At 48.2% G+C, this 22,887-nt stretch carries 19 protein-coding genes and 1 pseudogene; 5 read left to right on the top strand and 15 right to left on the bottom strand.

The features are described 5' to 3' along the window. From Q4544_RS15575 to Q4544_RS15550, 6 genes and pseudogenes are all read right to left on the bottom strand, one after another. Positions 1-490 (bottom strand): transposase (locus tag Q4544_RS15575; protein ID WP_303507817.1); only part of this gene is annotated, 490 nt, incomplete at its 3' end. 341 nt (positions 491-831) lie between these two features. Next, positions 832-1,327: pseudogene (locus Q4544_RS15570) on the bottom strand (transposase); the annotation flags it as partial. 105 nt (positions 1,328-1,432) lie between these two features. Beyond that, entirely contained in the window at positions 1,433-2,920 is a 1,488-nt protein-coding gene (locus tag Q4544_RS15565; protein WP_303507816.1) for an aminotransferase class I/II-fold pyridoxal phosphate-dependent enzyme, read from the bottom strand. 13 nt (positions 2,921-2,933) lie between these two features. Beyond that, positions 2,934-4,079: a UDP-N-acetylglucosamine 2-epimerase gene (neuC, locus tag Q4544_RS15560; RefSeq protein ID WP_303507814.1), complete on the bottom strand. Its 1,146-nt coding sequence runs from the start codon at positions 4,077-4,079 to the stop codon at positions 2,934-2,936. Then, the gene (neuB, locus tag Q4544_RS15555) at positions 4,080-5,108 is read right to left on the bottom strand and encodes an N-acetylneuraminate synthase (RefSeq protein WP_303507813.1); all 1,029 of its coding nucleotides are present in this window, start codon (positions 5,106-5,108) and stop codon (positions 4,080-4,082) included. A 2-nt stretch (positions 5,109-5,110) separates the two neighbouring features. Continuing rightward, a complete protein-coding gene (locus Q4544_RS15550) occupies positions 5,111-5,746 on the bottom strand; it encodes an acetyltransferase (RefSeq protein WP_303507812.1) in 636 nt (211 codons plus the stop codon). Between the two features lie 80 nt (positions 5,747-5,826). Between Q4544_RS15550 and Q4544_RS15545 the strand changes: the two genes are divergently transcribed. Beyond that, a complete protein-coding gene (locus Q4544_RS15545; protein WP_303507811.1) occupies positions 5,827-6,528 on the top strand; it encodes a cytidylyltransferase domain-containing protein in 702 nt (233 codons plus the stop codon). A gap of 10 nt (positions 6,529-6,538) precedes the next feature. Here the strand turns inward: Q4544_RS15545 and Q4544_RS15540 are convergent, their stop codons facing one another. The 7 genes from Q4544_RS15540 to Q4544_RS15510 form a co-directional block, all read right to left on the bottom strand. Next, positions 6,539-10,573, bottom strand: coding sequence for a hypothetical protein (locus Q4544_RS15540; protein ID WP_303507809.1), 4,035 nt, complete (start codon positions 10,571-10,573; stop codon positions 6,539-6,541). Positions 10,574-10,606: 33 nt separating this feature from the next. After that, positions 10,607-11,620 (bottom strand): hypothetical protein, encoded by a 1,014-nt coding sequence (locus Q4544_RS15535; protein WP_303507808.1) that lies wholly within the window; start codon positions 11,618-11,620, stop codon positions 10,607-10,609. A gap of 3 nt (positions 11,621-11,623) precedes the next feature. Continuing rightward, a complete protein-coding gene (locus Q4544_RS15530; protein WP_303507806.1) occupies positions 11,624-12,742 on the bottom strand; it encodes a hypothetical protein in 1,119 nt (372 codons plus the stop codon). A gap of 17 nt (positions 12,743-12,759) precedes the next feature. Further along, positions 12,760-13,770 (bottom strand): Gfo/Idh/MocA family protein, encoded by a 1,011-nt coding sequence (locus Q4544_RS15525; RefSeq protein ID WP_303507804.1) that lies wholly within the window; start codon positions 13,768-13,770, stop codon positions 12,760-12,762. Next, a complete protein-coding gene (locus Q4544_RS15520) occupies positions 13,770-14,723 on the bottom strand; it encodes a Gfo/Idh/MocA family protein (RefSeq protein WP_303507802.1) in 954 nt (317 codons plus the stop codon). The genes Q4544_RS15525 and Q4544_RS15520 overlap by 1 nt, the downstream gene beginning before the upstream one ends. 36 nt (positions 14,724-14,759) lie before the next feature. Continuing rightward, a complete protein-coding gene (locus Q4544_RS15515) occupies positions 14,760-15,917 on the bottom strand; it encodes a polysaccharide biosynthesis/export family protein (protein WP_303507800.1) in 1,158 nt (385 codons plus the stop codon). A gap of 109 nt (positions 15,918-16,026) precedes the next feature. Continuing rightward, positions 16,027-17,286 carry a hypothetical protein gene (locus tag Q4544_RS15510; RefSeq protein WP_303507798.1) on the bottom strand — a complete coding sequence of 420 codons (1,260 nt, stop codon included), beginning with the start codon at positions 17,284-17,286 and terminating at the stop codon, positions 16,027-16,029. Positions 17,287-17,457: 171 nt separating this feature from the next. Between Q4544_RS15510 and Q4544_RS15735 the strand changes: the two genes are divergently transcribed. Next, on the top strand, positions 17,458-18,021 hold the full coding sequence (locus tag Q4544_RS15735) for a sugar transferase (protein WP_368411294.1): 564 nt from the start codon (positions 17,458-17,460) through the stop codon (positions 18,019-18,021). Here the strand turns inward: Q4544_RS15735 and Q4544_RS15505 are convergent. Further along, positions 18,005-18,769 (bottom strand): glycosyltransferase family 2 protein, encoded by a 765-nt coding sequence (locus Q4544_RS15505; protein WP_303507796.1) that lies wholly within the window; start codon positions 18,767-18,769, stop codon positions 18,005-18,007. The two genes, Q4544_RS15735 and Q4544_RS15505, sit on opposite strands and share 17 nt — an antisense overlap. A gap of 84 nt (positions 18,770-18,853) precedes the next feature. Between Q4544_RS15505 and Q4544_RS15500 the strand changes: the two genes are divergently transcribed. From Q4544_RS15500 to Q4544_RS15490, 3 genes are read left to right on the top strand one after another with little or no spacing between them, the layout of a single operon-like run. Next, positions 18,854-19,774: an NAD(P)-dependent oxidoreductase gene (locus Q4544_RS15500; protein ID WP_303507794.1), complete on the top strand. Its 921-nt coding sequence runs from the start codon at positions 18,854-18,856 to the stop codon at positions 19,772-19,774. Positions 19,775-19,811: 37 nt separating this feature from the next. After that, positions 19,812-21,437, top strand: coding sequence for an ABC transporter permease (locus Q4544_RS15495; protein ID WP_303507792.1), 1,626 nt, complete (start codon positions 19,812-19,814; stop codon positions 21,435-21,437). A gap of 50 nt (positions 21,438-21,487) precedes the next feature. Further along, positions 21,488-22,144 (top strand): hypothetical protein, encoded by a 657-nt coding sequence (locus Q4544_RS15490; protein ID WP_303507791.1) that lies wholly within the window; start codon positions 21,488-21,490, stop codon positions 22,142-22,144. A 300-nt stretch (positions 22,145-22,444) separates the two neighbouring features. On the opposite strand, the gene Q4544_RS15485 is transcribed toward Q4544_RS15490, so the two are convergent. Further along, a partial coding sequence (locus Q4544_RS15485; protein ID WP_303507789.1) for a transposase occupies positions 22,445-22,887 on the bottom strand: 443 nt, incomplete at its 5' end.

Raw genomic sequence — 22,887 nt, 5'->3', positions numbered from 1 at the left:
CAAGATGGCGGCCTAACGCCAAAGATTTAACTCCAAGGACTCCACGCAAAGCTGGAGGAGACTTGGGGCTCAGGTCACGAACGATGTAGCGTTTTAGACAGCGAATGATCTCGCTATTACTCTTCCCGTCTCTGGTGCGCTTCTTGACATAGGTAAGGGTCGGTTGGTGGCTTCGCATTCTAACGATCGCAATGCGATATAGGGCAGCGTTGGCTTGCCGATTGCCACCTCGGTTCAGGCGGAAACGATGTGTTTTGCCGCTGGAAGCCGGAATTGGACAAACTCCGCACAGCTTCGCGAAGGCAGCCTCTGAGCGGATGCGCGTTGGATCGTCGCCGACTAAAATCAGCATCTCTGCCACTGTCAGCGTCGCAATACAATGAGATGCCATCAATTCGGGTGCGCGCTCTGTGACCAGGCGTTCCAGCTCCTTGTTGTGTTCGATGGTCTCTTCATGCAGCCACAACCATCGACGCGCCAATGCCCGCATGGCCGCTTTTCTGAAGTCTCTGGACTGTTGATGTCACCGGGGCGAAAGGCTGCTATATGCCGGATCAGAGCAACTTTTCCACGGATCTGATCCAGTGCGTAGCGCAAATCGGCTGGTGTATTTATGATCAACGTCTTTAACGTCACCATTGCCTGCGAGCGTGACATAACGGCGGTAACACGAGCAATTTTTTGATGTCGGATCATTTCTGACGACCCTGTTTGTGTTTTGGGCCGTGCTGTTGCCTGCCCAAAGAGAACGGATCGCGCGGCCCCTTCTGCATCCAGACTATCTGCTTTGCCTTGCGTGTATCGCAGTTGCCGATTTGGGCAGCTGGTCTAGCTCAGTTCCGCCAGATCATCATGCAGCTTACGGTATCCATAGGCTTTGCCGCTATCTTTCCATACATCCTTGAGCAGTTTTGTCTGGCGAGCATCTTCACGTGCGCGATGGCTTAACGGGTTCTTAATCCATGCATAGAACCCGCTGGGATGAATGCAGAGGCAACGACACATTGCACGCACCGAAAACTGCGGGCGATGCTCCGCCACGAACGCGTACTTCATATTGCATCCTTCGCGAATTACGCTGCGGCCTTTTTAATATGTCGCGCTCCTCAGTCATTCTTGCCAGCGCTCGTTTGAGCTGCCGGTTCTCCGCTTCATAATCGACATATGCAGCTTGTGACGCGGCCTGCGCATACACCTTCATCCATTTGTACAGAGAGTGTGTGCTGACGCCTAAGAGTTCTGAAATCTCACGAATAGGATATCCACGCACCGTGATTTGCTGCACCGCATAACGTTTGAAATCTTCACTGAAATTTGGCTTCCCCATAACGGCCTCCTTGCCTTAAAATTAGGGAAGAAAGCGTCTACAATACTAGGGGCTATTCAGTCGTCATTCATTTCCTCAGGTAAGGATCCACGAGATTGGGGAACCTTATGCGTGTGCAGTCAAGAAGTCTCGCATCGATTGGGCCACAGCTTCGATCTCATTTTCAGACATATTTGACCCAGACGGCAAACAAAGTCCAGTTTCAAAGAGGTTCCGAGAAACGGACTTATTTGCCGCGTCATGACGAAACATTTTAGCACTCTCGAAAACAGGTTGCATATGCATTGGCTTCCAAAGAGGACGCGCTTCAATGAGATTTTCGTGAAGGTGCTTTGCGAGGGCGGTTGGCATTCCTGCTTCGGTGTCATCGCTAAATTTAATGCATGATAGCCAGCGATTGGAAAAACTCCATTCAGGTTCTGGCATAAACGAAACAATGTCAAATTCCGCCAAAGCCTTGCGATATGCTTCGTTCAGCTGCCGCCTCTGCGCAACACGTTTACTAAGCACCTGTAACTGGCCACGGCCAATCCCAGCCAAGACGTTGCTCATACGGTAATTGTACCCAATTTCGATGTGCTCGTAGTGCGCGACAGGTTCCCGCGCTTGTGTAGATAGTTTCTTCGCGTGATCTATAAGTGATTTGTCATCACTCACGATCATCCCACCGCCAGACGTGGTGATGATCTTGTTGCCGTTAAAGGAATAAACGCCAAGCTTCCCAAAGGTACCACTCGCCTTGCCTTTGTACATCGCGCCGAGAGATTCTGCCGCATCTTCGACGATTGGAACGCCATGGTGGTTGCACAGCTCAATGATCGGATCCATATCAGCGCTTTGACCATATAAGTTCACAACAATCACGGCTTTTGGCATGTTCCCATTTTGCGCCGCATCGTCAAATGCATGCTTCAAAGCCATAGGCGACATGTTCCAGTTACCTGGCTCACTGTCGATGAAAACTGGCGTCGCGCCCTGGTATAGAACAGGGGCAGCACTTGCGATGAAGGTGAAATCAGACACGAAGACTGTGTCACCTGCTCCTACGCCCAGAAGGCGCAAGCAAAGGTGAATACCTGCTGTACCAGATGAGACCGCACAAGCGTATTTAGCTCCTGTAAATTCAGCTAAGCCTGTTTCAAACGCATCGATATGTGGTCCGGCTGGCGCAACCCAATTGGTGCGAAACGCTTCATTTACAAATTCTTGTTCTTCCTCACCTAAATGCGGTGTCGATAGCAGAATAGGATTTTGAATGTCAGCCCGTTTTACCAAATTCGTCGGTTTGCCTTCTGTATCGACGACTGGGATATGGCTGATGACATTTTCGTTCATCATTTCCAGAATTTTGCGAGGTGACGCATCTTCAGGCGCAGAAATGCACTCATGCAATGGCACGGAGGAAATTTCTGACTCGAGCGTAAAACCGTTGATAAGCAGCCGCCTTAAATCGCCATCAGTAAGAGTAGACAGTAACCGCCCATTCTCATCTAAACGCAATGCGATGCCTTGGCCGCTCTTATCAATAGTTCCGAGCGCCTCTAAGATCGAAGAGCCATTTGCAACTGTAACGATTGGATTTTTTTTCAGCATCAGTTCGAGTTCCCTAATATGAGAAGTTCTTTTTCAGTGCTGACCCGGAAAGATCGAAACCTTTCACGGTGCCAACAATATGAGGTGCACATCCGCCTTGGTCGTAGATATTAGCAAACGATCCATCGTAAGAAAGCGCCGCTTTCAACGCAGCTGCAATCGCCGAATCGCTAAAATCGCAATGGAATACGCTGTCGCTGCATTCACGGCCGTTTTGCCGATCCCCAACATTTACAACGGGCGTACTAAGAGATGCCGCTTCAATGATCCCAGATGAGGAATTACCAATCAAAACCACAGATTTCTCCAGCAAAGTCAGGTAATTATTTCTATTGAGGTGACGCACTATTCTGAGACGGCCCTTTAGCGACTCTTCGGCTTCCAAATCTCTATAAAAAGCCATGATATGCGCGGAACCCGCATCGGAATTGGGGGCAAGTAAAACGACTTGGCCAGAAAAATGTTTCAGGGTCGCCGTAAGGACAGTTTGAGCCTGTTGCCCAGCGCTTTGTGCATCCTGAACAACCGGATGAAAGATAACGGTCGCAATTTCACGCCCCCGATCAATACAAAGCGTATCGAGCAAAGCGTCATTGCGCTGAAATCCATCTAAGCCATCTAGGCCCGGTGCGCCCAAAAGTATGACACTTTCTTCTGTTTCACCTTGACGGATCAGGCGCTCTCGTGCGCCCGGCGTCGCTGGAAAATGATAGATCGAAAGACTCGAAATTGCTTGACGTAATTGGTCATCAATCGTGCCTGACCGTTCTCCGCCATGGAAGTGAGCCGTTATAATTCCTAGGAAAACAGCAGCCAATCCAGCGGCCATCATCTCTCCCCTGTCGCCAAGCAAAAGGAGCAAGTCCGTTTCGTGAGAGCTTAAGTAGTCGATCATTTGACGCATCTGCGCATTAACTAGCCGCGCCATCTCCTGACCTGACGCCCCCTCCATTTCCAACGCAGGCAAAGCCACGACTTCGAGGCCGCTCGCACGTACATCGTTAATCGTTTCTCCATAGCGCGCATCAAGATGCTGACCTGTCACCAATAGCGTGAGTTCGATCCCATCGTCCGCGTGCAAGGCCTGCAAACTCCGCTCGAGCAGGCCAAAATCTGCACGGGTACCTGTGACATAGGTTACTTTGATCTGGCGGGTCATCTACAGGTCGTTGCTTTCAAATCGACCGCCTTGCGGAATGTCACGGGAAAGGACTTTGCCCAAAAGGCTATCATGGTGTTCGGGCGCGAGACCCAAAGCAGGCCGCAACATAATCAGATCATCCTTAGAGATCGTTTCGCCTGCTTTCAAATCACGCGCGGCGCAGATGCTACGACGTACCAAATCGCGTGCTTGAAGCTCACAAGGTTGCGGTTTTTTTTCACCCGTCCCGAGCATGGTTTCAGCGACACGTATACGCGCGATCATTTCTTTGAGTTCACATGGCTCAAGAGAGGCTTTATGGTCTGGCCCTGTCATGTTGCGGTCGAGCGTGAAGTGTTTTTCATAAACAGCCGCGCCCAAAGCTACTGTGAGCAAACTCGCATCCTGCCCCGCCGAGTGGTCAGAATATCCAACTGGGACATTAAAAGCTTTGCGCAACGTTTGAATAGCGCGAAGATTCAGTTGATCATCAGGTGTCGGATAAGCGCTGGTGCAATGCAAAATGGATAAGAAACTGTTCAGCGGAGCAGTAAAACCGTTTTGCAAGCGTTGGGATCGGATCGCTTCAACTGCCGCGCCTACTTCTTCAAGAGTGGCCATACCCGTCGACAAAATTATCGGTAAATTAAAGCCTGCAAGAAAACGAATAAATGAAAGATTAGACACCTCACCTGACGGAATTTTTAAACGCGAGATACCAACGTTGTTGAGGAAAACAGCACTATCCTCATCAAATGCGGTCGACATAAATTCGATGTTCATCTTCGAGCAGTGTTGGGCAATCACTTCGTGATCCGCTGCCGAAAGCTCTAGTCGCTTTAGCAAACTCAGTTGGTCGTTCGTGTCAGTATTATCACGTTGATAGTCAACGGTCTTCGTTCCTGAAGCAACAGTTTTTCCTGCTTTGAAGGTCTGAAATTTTACTGCATCAGCGCCTGCCTCAGCCGCAGCATCAATGAGATCAAGAGCGGTCTTAAGCGATCCATTATGATTTACACCAGCCTCTGCTATAAAGAACATACCCATTACTAATCCTCTTTCATTTCTCGAACGGGAACGCCAACAAAGGTGCCCGATTTGGTTATAATTTTTCCAACAAAACTACCCGCGCCAATAGCGACGTCATCACCCACTTCAACGGCTTCTTTGACAGCAGTGTTTGCCCCGACGAAACTGCGGTGCCCGATTTTTACGGCACCGGCCAATACGGCACCTGGCGCAATATGCACGCCGTCTTTTAAAACGCAATGATGCTCAACAACTGCACCGGTATTGACGATAACAGCAACTCCAAGCGACGCCTGAGAATTCACTGTAGCATTCGCACCGACAAATACACCCGTTGCCAACTGGGCGGTCGGACTGACCCACGCGCGCGGATGAATGACATTCGCGAGTTGATACCCCATCGCTTTCAGTTCAGCACAAAGCTTTGTTCGAACATAGGCATTTCCAATCGCAACAATTGCTTTGAATTCACTGACTGGGAAAGCCGCAGGGTTGGGCATCCCAGTAGTCAATGGAAACCCCAAAAACTTCGTATCAACTGCCGCCATATCAAAGACTTCGACATGACAAGAAGGATTATTCGCCATCGCCGCTTCAACAACAACTGAAGCGTGTCCGCCTGCACCCAAAACAATTAGCTTTTCTTTTTCGGTCACGTCGCCGCCTTTAACTGCGCACAAATATGGTCTAACGATACTTTCGAATTCCTTATTTTCACAAAACTGCTGGAAAGAACATGGTAAAAATTCTTGCTATTGTCCCCGCACGGGGTGGCTCAAAACGACTGCCGCGCAAAAATGTTCTGCCGCTGGCGGGCAAACCTTTAATAAATTGGACAATCGAATTTGCAAATGCGCAGGACATTTTTTCTCGTGTGGTAGTTTCTTCAGATGACGATGAAATTCTAGATGTGGCGTGCGCCTGTGGAGCTGAAAGCAGCGGCCGACGCCCCGCACACCTTTCCGGGGACCATGCAAGTTCCATCGACGTTTTGGTACACGAACTAAACCAACTCGAAACGAAGGGAGAATGTTACGACTTTGTCGCTCTGCTACAGCCAACAACCCCCTTTCGGAACACAGATCGTTGGAGACAAGCACTTAACATCCTAGCAAACCGCCCCGAGGTCCCTTCGGTCATTGGAGTGCAAATAACAGATACCTCTCCATTCCATGCCTTTGAGATGTCGAAAAACAACGATCTTTCTGCTCTATTTCCGGAGAAATTGAGCACGAGAAGCCAAGATCTTTCAACGACCGTAACGGTGAACGGTTCTTTGTATCTGGTTCGCGCAGATGTTTTGAAAAATGAGGAAAAGATTTTCTTTCCAACCTCGGCCGCTGTTGTTTGCGATACGGTCTTGGAACGCATCGACATAGACACCAATAGTGACTTTTTAAAAGCTGAGGCAATCTTCAGCCAACACAGCGTACGTTAAATTCAGCCAGTCATCGCGCTATGTCGTAAATCGCTTGCGTCATGTACTTCGCCGCATCAGGAGCAAACAATTGCTGATTGCGCTGCACGTAATCTTGGCGTGAGGCTTGCAGCGCATGCCATTGTGCGCCGCTATTTTCAAAGTCGTCAAATAGAGACATCAATTCGTCAGGCGAATTTGCGACGCATGAGACACCCATCTTATCCAATCGAATAGGCACAAAAGCCTGTTCGAAATTGCAGGAAATAACATCTACACCTAAAAGTGAAGCTTCTAAGCCGACGTTAGAGAATCGTGTGACCAGGACGTCGCAGGCGACAATTGTCTCTGCCAAATTCATATAGTCCAGAACCGCCGCGCGTTCGGAAGCATTGCAGAGTTTTTGACAACTTTCCAAATACTCCTTTTCTGCAGTCGGGTGTAGGCGAATACCGAAGAATGCATTCGGCATTTCATCGAGTTTTTCGAAAACGGTCTCAATGATTTCTTTGTCAGCGTCCCAAAATGGCGAACAGGCAAAAACAATCAATTTCTTGCCTATTGTGTTTGATTTTGCTCTTGCTGCTACGGCATCCAGCTCACGAGCTTGCTTTTGAATTGCACCGATTTTGGAACATCCAACTAAAATGGACTGAGACAGGGGCATGCGGAAAAAATCGTGAAAGACACTCTGCGAATGAGTTTCGATGGTAAACTGAAAATCTGCGAGCGTCTTTTTGTAGCGCGATCTCGGCCCTACAAACACTGTCTGTATATCCACACTCAAGGCGCCATTTTTGCGGCCGGACAATGCCGCGACTTGAGCCAGGTAGTCACGACCAGGCAATAGGACAATGTGATGTGGCTTCTCTTGGCTAATTCCCTCATGAAGTAAGCTTCCTGCCAGCAACAACTTCGGCAAACGAATGTTAAAGAAAGCCTCCAGATTGCGACGGTTCGCGTAGATTAATGATAGCTCTTTGTCGCCCAGCTTACCTGCCCCCAGCGCGCGCGCGACTACCGTCTCAAATACTGGCGAAAAATCAGATGTTTGTGCAGAAAATCGTCCCCACAACTTAATTGCAGGGCCTGCTTTTATAGTGTCAAACCAGTCAGCGTGGAACAACTCAAACAATGCATTGATTTGCGCGGCGCCTCGCTTGCCAGCAGTAGGAACAAATACGACACTGCCGTTTTCCTTCAAGATTTGACCTAACGCAGCCAAATCTGTTCCGTAGTTGCGGTCAAAATTCCGGCCGATCAAATAGGAACACGATGTCGTAGAGGATTTGTCCCTGACTTCGGCATTAGTCACAGTCATTCCACCATAGGATGCGATCAAAGGATGGAGAACACTATCAGTTGCATGCGGGAAATCTTCAGTAATTTTCCCTTTTGGGATAGTAAAACCCAGTTCGCTTTCGCCGCCCAAAGGGCCTAATAGGCAAGTCTTGTCACTAATACCAAATGCATTAAGCCCAAGCTGGTAGGCACGCAAATAGCTTTCTTGAGTGCAACAAACCGCATCCAATTTTTGTTTTTCTGCAGCCATGAGATGCAAGCTGCTCCAAAATTCGTTGGAAGACGCAAAAAGCAAATCGTCAAGCGGCAACTCCAAAGCAGGCGCCCAAATATGGAAATCGCCGTTTGGCATTAGCGCACAGAATTCTTCTATAAGCGCCTTTGCTGTCTTCTCAGTCAATGCACTGAGTTCTTCTTCTGCATCACTATATGGCACAACAAGAGCTTCACGCATTTTCTTGGTTTGCACCATTTGGCGCTCGCCGAAGTTTTGAGCGGCGTAATTTTGAGTAGCGTCAAATTGGGATGGATTAGAGACACAATAAACAGATTTAGTCTTGGTAAATATATGGTTTGACATAACGGGAAGCCGTGGCTGCCCAACGATGAAAAGCCGCTCAACATCGTGCACATCACCAGTGAAACAAAGAACTTCTTCAGCTAAATCTCTCGCAACTGATTCTACTCCGTCAATACCTAAAGGTCCGTGTAGAATTTTAGCGCCGCTTGCAAACAGAAAGGCTTCAATTGCCAAATGACCGTTATGACCGAGGCCACGTATGTTCCTCCGCTCCACTAGCCTTCTCATAAACTGCAGCGCAGTATAAGACGTGTTAATCCGACTTGCGATCGACAGCGTCCGACTCGCTTTGTCATATGCCCCGCACGCAATGTTCAAGTGAATCAAAGACAAACACAAAAGCGCCGCCCGATCCGGGTCGTCTTCAGCATGTTTGCGTATTTGACTGTAGGTGGCCTGTGCCGCGACGTTTTCCGAATTCTCAAATGATACCGTTCCGAAGAATCTCCCATCAGCGTGAGCGCATTGGAGTACGTTTAAAAACTTTATATTCAGGGTTTGAGGTCCACTGCGTAACTTCATGGCTCGCGAAAAATACACTGGTACAAGACGACGTATTTTGGCGACCGAAACCCTTCCCCGCGCGGCGACGCTGTGCTGCTTTAACTTCTGTCTATCTAATAAACTCAAGTAAGTAGATGCGGATTTTCCGGGCAGCAACCCTACTTGTTGAACCTCAAGAAGCGACGCTGCAAGCCGTCTATCGCGTGCAGCTGTGGAACGGGTTAAACTGGTCTTTCGTTTCCAAAAAACCACAGTTCGCTCAGCAGGCCATCGCCAGCGCCGAAATGGGCTAGCCGAATAAAGCGATGCGAGAAAGGAACTCACCATTTCTCTCAACCAACGGAATGCATACGCAAACTGACGCCTCAGGTCGAATTGATAGGGTAAACCTGTTACTGATAGGATTGCCTGAGAAATTTTTGTTTTTTGAGGCACAGGATCGAGCCGATAATTGAGCAGCTTTTGAGAAATGCGAGTGTCCCGCTGCGCGCGCCCCCCCCCTACCTCTTCTTGCCAAAATGAAAACGTAGCCCTTTGAGGTGTTTTCCAAACACGCGTGAATTGGCGAAACTCATGCCCGAGGGATGACAAACACATCCTTAAATTCAGGTGTAAAATTTTTAGGCTTATTTCGAAAGCTGAAGGCTTTACCGAATGTATTTCTTCTTTTCTTTGACCCCAAGCTCCACCAACTTGTTTAATAAAGGCCAATTGATTTGCCACACGAATATCGCGCTGCGCGCGGGCGCGCGACAGCCCTAACTCTGCTTGCCAAAAAGATACGGTGTTAGTGTTACATGTACACCACCGGCGAAACAAATTTCTCAGCTCAGACTTAAACCGCTTTTCCTTTAATCGCCCGAAAAAGCCAAGCTGTTGAGGCTTGAGGTATCGACGTATAAGTTCTAAGTTTGTTAATGCAAACCCCGAGCGCCTTTTACCCTTCTGGGGTTCTATTACAACGTCACCACTCATTATCTGGTACAATATCGAAGCAACGAGAGCGTCTTGTTGAGCAGTTGCGCGGCTTAATCCAACTTCGTCACGCCAGTGTGCTACAGTTTTTTCGCTGAGGTCGCGCCACTTGCGCAGAACATCATACCGACGCAAGCGTCGACCAAACAAAACGAACGAACTTTTGAAACCCCTTTTTTCGTACTTCAAGGCCTGCCGCGCTATCGCTAGCCCTGAAGCGGGTATGGTTTCAAGCTGCTTAGAGGATGGGTCGTATAAAAAGTGAATGCCAATTTCATTTATCGAGTGTAGAATTTCCGAGACAAGTCGGTCTCGCTGCACGGTTGCGCGCGCCATGCCAATCTCATCTCTCCAATAATAAACTGTCTTCTCATGCGGTGTACGCCACCGAGTAAGGCGTTTCTTTTTCAAGGAATATTCATGTGTTGCGAAAAGTAAAGGGCAATCAAAATCACCAATATGCAGATGTACTGACTCCATCTGAAAATCGAGCTTAACGTCGACCCACGACGTCTTCCCAGAACCAGTCGACAGCTTGTAAACCCTGTTTTCAAATGCGACCGGAGTGCCAAAAGACTTTAGCTGTAAGAAAAGCTCTACGGCATCGGCCCGCGGAAGCCTTTGATGGCAACCGCCCGAAAGCGACACCTTTTCCCAAGAGTGTTCCCTAGGATCTCTAAAATTCTCAGCGGTTCTATCTTGCAAGTTTGTTGACCTCAAAAGGGAAACTCCTGAACCCTATGAGTCCGTAGCGGTCGAGATAAACCCTGAAGGAAGTGCGTAATCGCTTGTTAGCTGGACGCGCTCGCCCTCGGATGTGACATAACGTGTCAAGATGAGCACAGAAATTGCGACGATCTCTTTAGTTTCAAGCGGCCTCATCCGATGAATGAGTGCAGAACACTCTGTCTGCCCATAGCCAGCCCAGAAAGGTCGGCCTGATACATGCACCTCTTTGCCAAGTAGCAATGCTATAAAGCCAAGAGGCGAGTCGTTAACATAGACCGCGCGGCAGTCTTGCACCTTATGTATGAAGTCAGCAAGAACAGCTTCAGAATACCACGCGTCGTGCACATGTGACGAGAATATGACTCTGTTTCCTTCCGTAACACCTTCCAAAAGTGCCAGTAAGCCATCATCAAGTTCAGCTACATCTAAATCAAAACTTGATGATCTTTTCACCTGAGGTACGATCAGAACTTTGTCAGTCTTTACTGAGCTAATCTGCCATTTTTTTAGCAACCCAGCCGCTGTTTTCACAGTCGCGTGACGATCTGAGAGATCAAGACTTCCCAAAAATAGATCGAGCTCCGTTGGACGTCGCGCTCCAATCCAGCTGCCAATCGAATCCAGCACAAAACCATGCACATTAGTTCCACTCAATTCCAAAATAGGAACCGGCGCCATGCTCAAATGAAAAACGGTCGGGTTCAAATTTTTGATAGCCAAATTAACGCGGCGGGTAGGCGCTTCGCTAAAGACAATGAACGCCATGTGCCGCTTTCCCAATTGCCCGCGCAATTCAGCAAGGCTACAATTGTCATGAGCAAAAACTTTTTCATACTCTGGAAAAGCCATATCGAAAGCGTGCCACATTTCATTCGGCAAACCATAGACTACGGCACGATAAGGCGCGTCTGCGTTGTATCGCCCGCGCCGAAGCCGAGAACGCAGCAATCCAGTCGCATACTGAAAGCGCCGTACTGGCATGATCAAACGCGAAAGCACTGATTGTAACATATTGGTAATCACTATCTAAATTCTCTGATAATCGCGAATGGTGACGTAAAGGAGAGCCATGATCCCATAGAGCACCAAGCATCCCACTAGCAACACAAGCCCATGGAAAAACGGTCTTGGAAACGCTGGGTCGCTTGGTAAAGACGGACTGGAAATCAAAAGCAAATATTTTTGCTGCTGAAGCACATTTTGTCTGGACGCTTCCAAGGACGACATGGTGATGCTCAAGTTTTCAGTCGCAAATTCAACATTGGCCATGAGGCGTTCGAACTCATCGATCTGCTCGGATACTGCACCGTCTGACGAACTCGCTAACCGATTTCGGGCTGCTTCTATCTGACTCATAATGACAGCACGTTGGTCTTCAAGGTTTCGGATTTTAGGTGCAAATCGATCGGGAGAACTTGCCGCCTCCATAATAGAAATATCCGCTTCTACTCTGACCAAATCCGCCTCCAAACTGCCGATAAGCCCTTGGATCACTTGCACCAGCGCCATCGGGTCTACCGAGCCGTTTCTATTTCGCCATTCAGTGAGTTTTGTTCGCGCGTCTAAGAGGCGATTTTGCGCCTCGGTGACAGAGCGCTCACTGAATTTCACCTGATCTTCGAGCGCACGAGTGTTGATGCCATTTAAAAATTGTTCAGATAGCGTTAATAGATCCGCTGCGATGGCCTGTGCAACGACTGGATCGAAAGCCCATACTTCGAGCGTGATGATTTGCTCTTTGGTTGAAACCCTCGGCGACACATGTGTCCTAAAATAGCTAATCCTCTCATCCCCATTGGCATCGGATTTAAGGGCCAAAGCCCAATCTCCGTGGGGCGCACGATAGTGCGTCGCAAATCCAACTCCGTCTTCCAATCCTTTTAGCGCGTTTGGAGACTGTAAGAATTTTTCGACTGTGAAAATCGACTTTGGCTCACCGCTCGACAGTCCGACTGCAGTCATTAGTCCACCGAGTGCGGTTGTGGCCTGCTGACTACGATCTTCAATCGCGAACTGGGCATAAGACTTGTAAAGCTTCGCATCAGAAGTAACTGCATAGAAAACGCCAGCGACGACAGGAATAACTACGCAAACCAAAAAAAGCACCCGCAAGACAGGAAACCTATACCTCAATGCATTTTCCATTCCTGCGCTCACCAATCCTATGGAATACTATAGACGACTTGCTTTGCTGCTTCATCCAGCGGCAATCTCACAACAGATTCATCTTCGGCCGAGTTTCGCATCGCACAAAAAACTTCCATCGTATCTCGTGCTTGCATAAGACCGCTTTGGATCGGCGCATCTGACAGTACGTCATCAAGCGCTGAAATACCGTAGGCAATCAAGTCCGGTGCTTTGGTTTCAACTGCGCTTTCTTCCAAGGGAATGCCATATAAAGCCAATGATTTTTCACGATTTTCTTCAGAGCGGTGACGGAAAACCCACTTCCCACTTTCAACCGCCCAAGTTACTAAACCTGTTTCATAGACAAAATCTGCTCCGGCAACGATCCCAACATCGTCACCCATATTCAATATTGCGCGACGTCCGCCTGCGTAAAACAAGCAGGCTGTCCCACCGGGATCAAAGAACTTTGCGCCACGGTTGTTGCCGGGTGTATATGCACTTAATTCGCAGAAAACTTTTTCCGGAAGGCTGCCCATCAAGTTGTTGCACAGATCGATCCAGTGGGTGCCAACGCAACCTAATGCGCCCCCCCCCATAGTGATAGAAATTGAGCGCAACGAACCCGTTTTATCCGCACCATCCAGGGATTTGAGCAGCGCCGTATTTTCGCAATAACGGCGCCCGTGATTGACGACGACTCGCGCATTAAATTCGTCTGTCAATGCTTGCAGCACTTCAGCATCAGCAAGGCTTTGACTCAGAGGCTTTTCGATCACCAACCGCTTTTTACCACTACGGATTAGCTCGGAAGCAATAGACACGTGATGCTCGGCGGTCGTGCAAATCACAAAAACTTCTGCGGAGCTATCAAGAACCTCCTGAAAATCGCGAATATGAAAAGACGCCAGTTCAGGTTCTGCTTCAACCGCAAAAGGTTTTTCACCCGGGTCAAAAATGGCCAACAAAGTGTTTCCAGACTGGCGGATGGCTTGCGAAAACCGGTGCCCCATTCGGCCTGCGCCGATTAGAATTACGTCAGCCATCATGCATCCTCTTTATAGTTTGCGATCACGTTATAGACGGACTGTGTCGCATTAAATTGCTGCATTATCGACACCAAATCTTTGCTTGGAGTTGACGCATAAAATGCCTCAAGCTGACAGTAAAGCCCGGGCTTAAATTCAACGTCCTTGTCATCGTCAATCTCAATCTGTAGTTCAGAAAAACTTCCCGAAGGCATGCGCGCCAGTTTTTCCATTGGGCGAAGTATCAGCCGCTCAGATGGCAAAACAATTTCAATGCCCCAACGGCCTGGACCACGCCAATCCGCGAAATAGCTAAAGTTGGCACCCTTTTCCGATATCCCTAACCCACGAAAATCAGCCGCGGCGCTGTGCCAAGGCAGCTGACCAGATACCTGCGCAGAAAGCTCTGTTGGCCAGCCACCAAGGTGGAACGCAAGATCCACCACATGTGTACTGTTCGCCAAAAACCACTTTTGTTTGATATGATCTGCAGTCAGCAACTCCGCAATTCGAGGAGAGTTTTCACAAAATTCGAAGGAAAAGGACAACACTCCTTCTGACGCATCGATGCGACGACGCGCTTCTATGACGGAGGCAAAGAAGCGCCTATTATAGGCAATGAAAACTTGTGCTCCTTTTTTCTCTGCCAGATCGCTCACTTTCTGCAGCTCAGTCGAATTCAGAGCGCCGGGCTTTTCGAGTAATATGCGTTTTGTCCCGGCTTCCAAAAGCTCCAGAGCCGCGTTTGCCAATAAGTCCACGGGGAGTGCTATGATTGCCGCTTCGGGCGCACTTTGTTCACTTAGCGTCTTGGCCAAACCTCCAACTAAATAAGCCATGTTTTTGGCTTCCGCGAGAGGTTTTGCACGAGTGGCACTTGTCGCAACAATCGTTGTATCGATCTTCATTGCACTCAATACATCTGCATGGAAGCTGGCCATAGGACCTGCTCCAATTAACCACGTTTGCATTCTTACTCCTCAGGGTACTCTATGAATTAAAACTGATCAAAGCCCAAACGCGCGGCCACGTACGATAAGGGTAAGAAACTTATCCAATTCGACACTTAGCGCATTGGACACGTAGATAATGTCCTGATCTCTAATTTCGACTTGCTGAAGCCAGAAAAATGAACCTGGGTCAAGGAAATTAATTTGATAGACGAAAGGTACTCCTGACGGAGATTTTTTGATCATGGTGCCAGCAGGCAGCAACTGCTTCGCTGTTTCCTCTGTTTCGAACCTAAACAGGAATACACCACCGCGATCTGCGATATTCTCAGAAATACCGCCCGCAACTGAAAGCGCGCCCGCAAGGGTTTGATCATCAAAAGTAATGGGGTATTGATTCGCACTCCTGACCGCCCCCAAAACGTTAAACGTCTGCGGTTTTTTTAATACGAAAATCGTATCCTTAGGCGCGACATAAATGTTCTCGCTGGGGTTATTGATGATCGTCCGATAAGGTACGGTCTCGATCTTTTTACCACGCACGAGCCGAATGACTGCCTCAGTTTCCGACGCGGTTATTCCGGCATTAGCAAGAACGCTCAATATTCTATCGCCTCCGGCAGACAGAGGAACTTCACCCGTTTTGGACACTTCACCCAGCACAACAGCGGTATTGTTTGAATATTCTTCTAACGATAGAATGACCTGAGGCTCAATCGCACGCTCGATCAACGCTTCTTCGATACGATCAGCTAAAGCGACAGGTGTTTTTCCGATAGCCAGAAAACGACCCGCGAACGGAATATCTACCATACCAGATTGATCGATAACTTGCGTTGGTAAAGTCACCTGACGAGAGCCGCTGAGCTCTCCAGACGCTCCGCCTCCAGAGAACAAACCACCCGGTGCGCTCTCGAAGATAGTAATTGATACTCGGTCGCCGACAGCAATGCGTTGCAGTACCGGTGACACTTTGGACCCAAAACTACCGCTAAGCAGTGCTCCTTTTTGTTGAGAAAGCACCTCCGATACCTGCCCATTCATTTTCACCAAATGATAGCGAGGCGCCTCTTCTGTGCCATCGCTAGACGTTACTACACTCGAGATTGGTCCCGCGCCTGGCACAAAGCTACAGGCTGTCAAAAAGGCTAAAACAAGTAAAATGAAGAGACATTTGGCTTTGGAGGTCCGGTCCAACGAAGCAGTAAAGAGCATTTATCTTTCACACCTTTAGGGGCACAAGAAGCAGTCTGGTAATTTGCTTGTATATCTTTGAGACATAATTGCGCAAGGCGGATACCACAGCAGCTCTCCTAGGTGCTTTCTAGTCTCCACTTTTCAACAGTCTCAGAAGCGCTAAGTCCAATTCTTTGCGCGCCCTTTCTCTCGGGGTTTGATCAAAATTTTGCTGAGCGCTTTCTCGCCAATCCGGATCGTATGACCCAAAATCCGCATGTGAAAGAGCAGCCAAAGACAGTGCGGTCACATCCTTTAGCACACCTGCAGCGACCAACCCATGCGGGTCGTGTTCTAGGAGATCTGTATCGTCAATATAAGCTGTCATGACACCAGAATTGATCAACTCAAGCGCTACGCCACTGCCAGGTACGATCGCCACATCAATTTGAGTTGCGAATTCAGTCAATTCGCCTCCTGAAACAATTCGAATCCTGGGGTCTATACAAATGGATTGAGTAGTCGAAAAATCAGCGGGATGTGGCCGCACAATGATCTCCTCCGCATCGATTCTCGCACAAATTTCACGCAGCCTTTTGTCAATGTTTTGACGGTGCCTGACACGGGACAGAAGAAGGCCCCATCGCTTGAATTCTTTTGGTTGCTTGGGGAGGGGGACTTCCCCAAACAAGGGGCCATAAACAACCATATCCCCAAGCTCACCAGCCTTAGAGTACGTCGTCTTTGATGAACCGTTCCATAGAATCGAAAGATCAAACCTCAATCTAGGATAGTGCTTGTTTATAGGCGCATGTTGTACATAAATTGTCGCAATTTGCGCGCTACGGGCGGCAGAAGCAAAGGCCACTGGCCCCGGACTATGGTCATTTGCGATCAACACACAATGAGGTGTATGCAATTGCATCTCGGACCAAAAATATGCAAAGGCCGCGATAGTGCGCAGCTTTTGCAGTCTCACAAACGGCGTGTCTGCTTCAATATCACACTGAAAGTATGCTAAACGAAGAATCAGCCAAACACTTAAAAAGGCGGACTTACACCTATATCCAAACGTTGCTGCATAGGTCACAACAAAGTTCACGGGTGCGTTTTGAACTATTGCATTAGCAGCCCTCTTGTTATTTTGCGTCGGCGCGTAAACAATTATCCCATGTCCCTCGGGTAGGCGCTCCATTGATTTGGAAAAAGCAATAATCGAGAAAACTACCAGCACACGAATAAACCAAAATCCTGAGAGGCGTAGAGCAAAACGCATTAGAATTTTCGACAATCCCGAGGATCTCACCTCGTGATATTTCTCGTATTCCAAACGCCCCCAAAATGCTTCGATCACGCGCAATGCCTCACCTAATTCTGACCAAGGCGACTTTTCCATCTCTTCACACACATTCGATCTCTTAGAATTGACAATTTTTTCGTCGCCTAGTATGTTCCTAGGTCCCATTGGATATGTTACCTGCCCAACGTGTTAAAAGCAATTTTTCTGATGAAGCCACAGAACCTTCAAATAGGTCCATTATGGCTAAGAAATTCAAAACTAGGATGAGGCTATACACGGATGGCAAAACGTTTCGTCGACATTTTAGGTGCCGCTGTGCTACTTTGTGTACTTGTAATTATCCTTCCTTTCGCGGCCCTTTTCATTCGCCTCAGCGGGAAAGGCCCAATTTTTTATAATCAGCTTCGAGTCGGGAAAGATGAGCAGCCATTTCGGTGCTACAAGCTGCGCACGATGAGGCAAAACACCCCTCTTCTTGCGACACATAATATCAAATCTGAGTATATCACACGCGTAGGCCGTTTTCTAAGAGGTACTAAATTAGACGAACTGCCTCAGGGTATAAACGTTCTGCGAGGGGACATGTCTCTCATCGGGCCGCGCCCTTGCCTTTGCAGCCAAGAACACATAGTGGAAACGCGCCGCAAGAAAGACATATTTCGCACTAGACCTGGTATCGCCGGGCTGGCGCAGGCCTGCAATGTGGATATGTCTCAACCGCGCAAGTTGGTCAAATATGACGCAATATATCTCAAAAATCAGTCGGTTTGTTTCGATCTTACAATTGCGGTTTGCGTTTTGGGAGGCTCTCGAGCAACCCGAAAATTCATATCGAAACGGTGATACGTTTTTTTATGGCTGTTAACATTCCAAATAAAAAAAAGCCAATTTTTTGGGCCCAATTCAGATCGTTCTGAAAGCAATAAACATCCCAAGTCGCCATCACAGATTTAAGTTTGTTAGACGAAAGCGACTTATCATGTCGCCGATATCGCGCATGAACTCCGGGATAAGTCACCGCAGGGCCTTGCTGTTTGAGCAAATTGAGCCAAAATGCAAAGTCCTGACGTCTGCGAATTAGTGGCATCAACTGAGTACCATAGACTTCACGATCCAACATGACCGTCAAACAACCAAATACATTACCACGCAACAGGTGCGCATAGTCCACGGTTGCAGGGGGTACAACCTGCCCGATCAAGGTACCATATTTGTCGCCAACATCATATGAACCATAGCTTAGCCCGGCACCAGTTGTGAGCATCGTATTCAGCTGTGTACTCAATTTTTGCGGGTACCAGATGTCATCTGAATCCAAAAAAGCCAAAAACCGACCCTCAGCCATTTCAATTGCTTTATTGCGTGCAACAGCTGCGCCCCCATTTTCAGAAACAGAAGCCAATCGTACACGCGCATCGTGCTTTGCGAACTCTTGCAAAATTGTGGCAGTCGCATCGTCTGAACCATCATCAACTACGCACCACTCCCAATCCTCATAGGTTTGTATCAAAAGAGATTGGTAGGTTTCCTGAATGGTTTCACTACAATTATAAGCTGGCGTAATGACAGAAATTTTTGGGTGTTTTATCATAGTGACAATCTAAAGACATTTCGCTTATTTTGTAATCCGGGAACCAACGTCACTCAAGAGAATTCATATGAGGCTTGCCACATCGTGAAAATATTGATCACCGGTGCAACCGGTAACTTGGGCCGCCCTCTACTGCAAAATTTGCAACAAGGCGGTGCTAAAATTTCAGCTATTGTGCGGCCCGAAAGTGTTAGCCGGCTTCCAGCAGACGTTCAGGCCATTCCTTGCTATCTATCTGAAGCCTCGCCGGATCCTGATCTCGTTGGCGACCAAGACGTTTTAATTCACCTCGCGGCCTCAGCTCCACACACGAACGCAAAAAGCGTTCTGAGCGAAAGCCCGACCGTCAAAATGGCACAGCATACAGCGCAGCTCAGTAAGAAAATCCGCATCAAACGCAATATCGTGGTGAGTTCAATCGCCGCAAGCATCGCTGAAAGTGATTCGCTTAACACACGCAAATACGGTATTGAAAAATCTCGTGCCGATATTGAATTTGAGCGGCAATTCTTGAAAGAACAGAATTGTATTTTCATCAGGCCAGCAGCGATTTATGGCCCAGGCATTGACAGTCCAATATCGAAGCTTGCCAAGCTTATAGAACGGCGCATACCATTGCCAGTGGGCATGGCTAGAAATCCGCGCCCCTATCTTTTTTTAGACACGTTCATTGAAGCGGTAACAGCGCTTATTAACGCTGACGAAAACCTCTGGCGCGACTGGCATTTCAGCAAGCTGAATCTTTGTGACGAACGCGCCATCTCCACACGCTCCCTTGTTGAGCAATTGTCGCAAGTTCTGCTTCGACCTTCCCGCATTTGGTGCTGCCCTTGGAACATACTTTCCTTTACTGCCCAACTCTTTGGCAGCGACCTCGTTCAAAACGCATTCGAGGCGGTTGAAGAAAAAAGTGACAGCCGTTGGCCCCAGCTACAACCCGGTATAAACGCGCCATCAATACCTGATACATTCGCTTATATGAGACACGAAGCTTCACAGAATTGATTTGAAAGTTTTCACTGTGGTATAGGTCGCAAAATTATTGAAAATCGAGCGTATGTCGAATCTCTCACACGAAATTAAAGTTGAATTCAGAAAAGCGCAAACCGCCGCTCGTACCAAACAGTATGACTTGGCATTTTCTTCAGCTGTTGATCTGAAAACGCTGAACCCAAATGCACCGGACATTCAAAAGTTCTACAAAGCACTTGTCAGAATCATCAACGCGCAAATTCAATCTCTTTCAAATACGCAGGGCTTTAGGAAGGCTTTTTCCCTCATCGACCTTTTGGCTGCAGAGGGTGAGCTTTCCTCTTCGACGGCGAAGGTGGTTGTTGAAAATCTTCGAACTCTAGATAATGCGCACAAGAGACTCACCTACCTCAAATCTATTGCTGCCCATGAGGTGTCAGAAGCTGAATTCCTTTGGTCAGAGATTGCAGAGTGCTTGCCCGAAATTCCCACAACCATCGAAATTTTCAACCTCGCACGAAAGACGCTAAGAGTCATCCCGGGAAACTACCACGCGCTAACGGCGCTTGAGCTATATGTCGACCAAGCCAATCCAGACAAAAATGATGCAAGTGCCGACCACGTAATTTCCAATATCCGCGTAGCCCAACTGGAGCAACGATTAGATGGGATATCCGATTATCCAGATAGAAAAAAAATCTATGACGCTTACCGAACCGAAACTCTCAAAGGTGTGCCAACGAAAGGACTCGTTTATACGAAAGCAGTATTGAGCATTGAAAAGACAATTGGTCATCTTGAATACACATTAACGGACGAGGCTCCGGGCATCCCTAAACCGGAGGAATTCTGGACTGACTTGCAGAACATCATAACCTCAGATCAAGGCACCCAGCCCGCCACTGCGAGTTCTCCAAGACACGATGGTCGCGGAATATGGCTAAAAAAAGTAGCCAGCCTTTTTCTACAGTCGGCCAATCGAGAAGCATCCAACGACCGTATCGGATACTTGTGGCTTTTAGTGGACCCTATGTTCCATGTTTGCGTCATTTGCGCGATTCCATTTTTTCTGCACGATGAAACAGTGCAAGATATGCCGGTTCTGCCCTTCGGTATCATTGGTGCCTGTTTGTGGATGGTATTTCGCGTTGCTTCTGTAGGTGCAATGTCAGGCGGCGGCGCGCTCAAGCCGCAACTGGAACATCCCTGCGTCTCCCAATTCGACATCATCATCGCCCGGGCTCTGCATGCCCTGATCATTTACACGCTCATTGGTTCATGCCTTATGGCCGCGGCAATCACTTTTGGCTATGGAGATCTACCGCAGAATCTGCTCGGAGTTGTTGTGGCACTGTTTTGCGCTTGGTTCTTAGGAACGAGTTACGGCACAATTGCTTTTTGTCTAATCGAATCTTACGCGGGATTTCGTAGAATAAACGGCTTTATTCTACGGTTTCTGGGATTAACGTCCGGCCTGTTTTATACATCAGAACAACTACCAGAAGAAGTAGCACACATATTGCTTTTGAACCCGTTACTACATGTCATCCAGATAGCTAGGTCCTTTTGGTTTCACGAATACAGCAGCAAAGACGCGAGCCCGACCTATGTTTCTGTATTTGTAGGCCTCATTATACTGGTTAGTCTCTTCGCACTCCTTCGGACGCTAAAGAAACCAGCTAAGGTACGCGTATGAGTTTTTTGTCTTTTAAAAATCTCTCCCTGTCCGTGCGCCATGAACTTAGAATGAAACGAGTACTGACATCACAGAGTTTTGAATTTCCAATTGGCTACTTTGCTCTCACGGCCGAAAATCGCCTTTTCTCTCGTGCTCTGATCGAATTGATTTGCCGTAAAATCGCCCCTCAATCCGGGCACATAATCCGCAGAGGGCGGATATCGTGGCCTCTTGGTCATGCTGCACCGTTCTCTGCCGTCGTCACGGGAAAACAAGCTGTCAGCCATATTTCCGTGCTATACGGCGTTTCACGACAGCAGACCTTTAAATTCGTTAAAGAAAATTTCTCACACCCAGAGTTGCTTCATACGCCCATGCAAAAGTGGCAGGCGAGAGACCGCTCTGAGTTATTACTCTGGCTCGCTTTGGTTCCTGATTTTGATGTCATGATTGTCGATACATCACTCGTTTTCACTCACAGTACGAGCTTTTCAAAACGCTACCTCGAATTGTTCATGGAAAAAACGCGGGGGAAAACGGTTTTAATTTCTCCCAATCAGGCGCGATTTACAAAATTGATTTGTAAAAGTGCCATTCATGTTTCTGAAGGGAAAATCTCGGTAAATGCCGATCTCGAGTGGGCACTGAAAAACAATAACTTAGTGACATTGCAAAAAGAATTAGCACAGGAAGAAGATACCAATTTAGACACATTAGAATTCTAGTGTATCTCAGTACTCCGGTTTGGTCGAATTTGTTTCTAACCTGGCGCTAAACAGCTCGCCCGGCACTTGGGTCGCTTTCAACAATTTCTAAAGCACAGGCGAGCACCCGGCAACCACCTCCGACAATATGCGTTCAATGGACGGCGGCTTGCTCAAAGCCTTTGACATCACAATATCCTCCAGCGATGGCGGATTTCCAACAGGCGACGGCATTGCCACGCAGGCGATCCTAAGGTTGGCTGAAAACGTTTGTTCTAATTTCGTATCTACTACCGCTACAGAATTAGCGTAAGCGTTGCTTTAGCCTATGAAGTTCCAGGGTAGTAGTTTGTCGATGTCCTTCTGCTTATGGCCATTGACGATGGCTGTGAGGACGCCGGTCAGGTAGCTGTGCGGCTCGATCTGGTTCAGCTTGCAGGTCTCGATGAGTGACGCAAGCATGACCCAGTTCTGCGCACCGGCGTCGTGACCGGCGAAGAGCGCGTTCTTTCTTTGCAGAGCAATTGGGCGGATCGTGCGCTCGACGGCGTTACTGTCCATCTCGATGCGACCATCGCTCAAGAACAGGATCCGCCCTTCCCAGTATTTGGCGATGTATTTTAGGGCTTCGCCGGTTGGTGACTTGGCAGATACTTGGCTGCGGACCTGATCCAACCATGCCTTGAAGGCTGTGATCTTGGGTTCGGACTTTTGCTGCCGGATGGCCAGGCCTTCTTGAGCAGATGCTCCCCGCGCCTGTGCTT

It is taken from the genome of Cognatishimia sp. 1_MG-2023 (genome assembly GCF_030548175.1).
In the GTDB taxonomy this organism is placed as follows: Bacteria; Pseudomonadota; Alphaproteobacteria; order Rhodobacterales; family Rhodobacteraceae; genus Cognatishimia.
The sequence above is the reverse complement of the archived record's forward strand: the minus strand, read 5'-3'. Positions and strand labels throughout refer to the sequence as shown.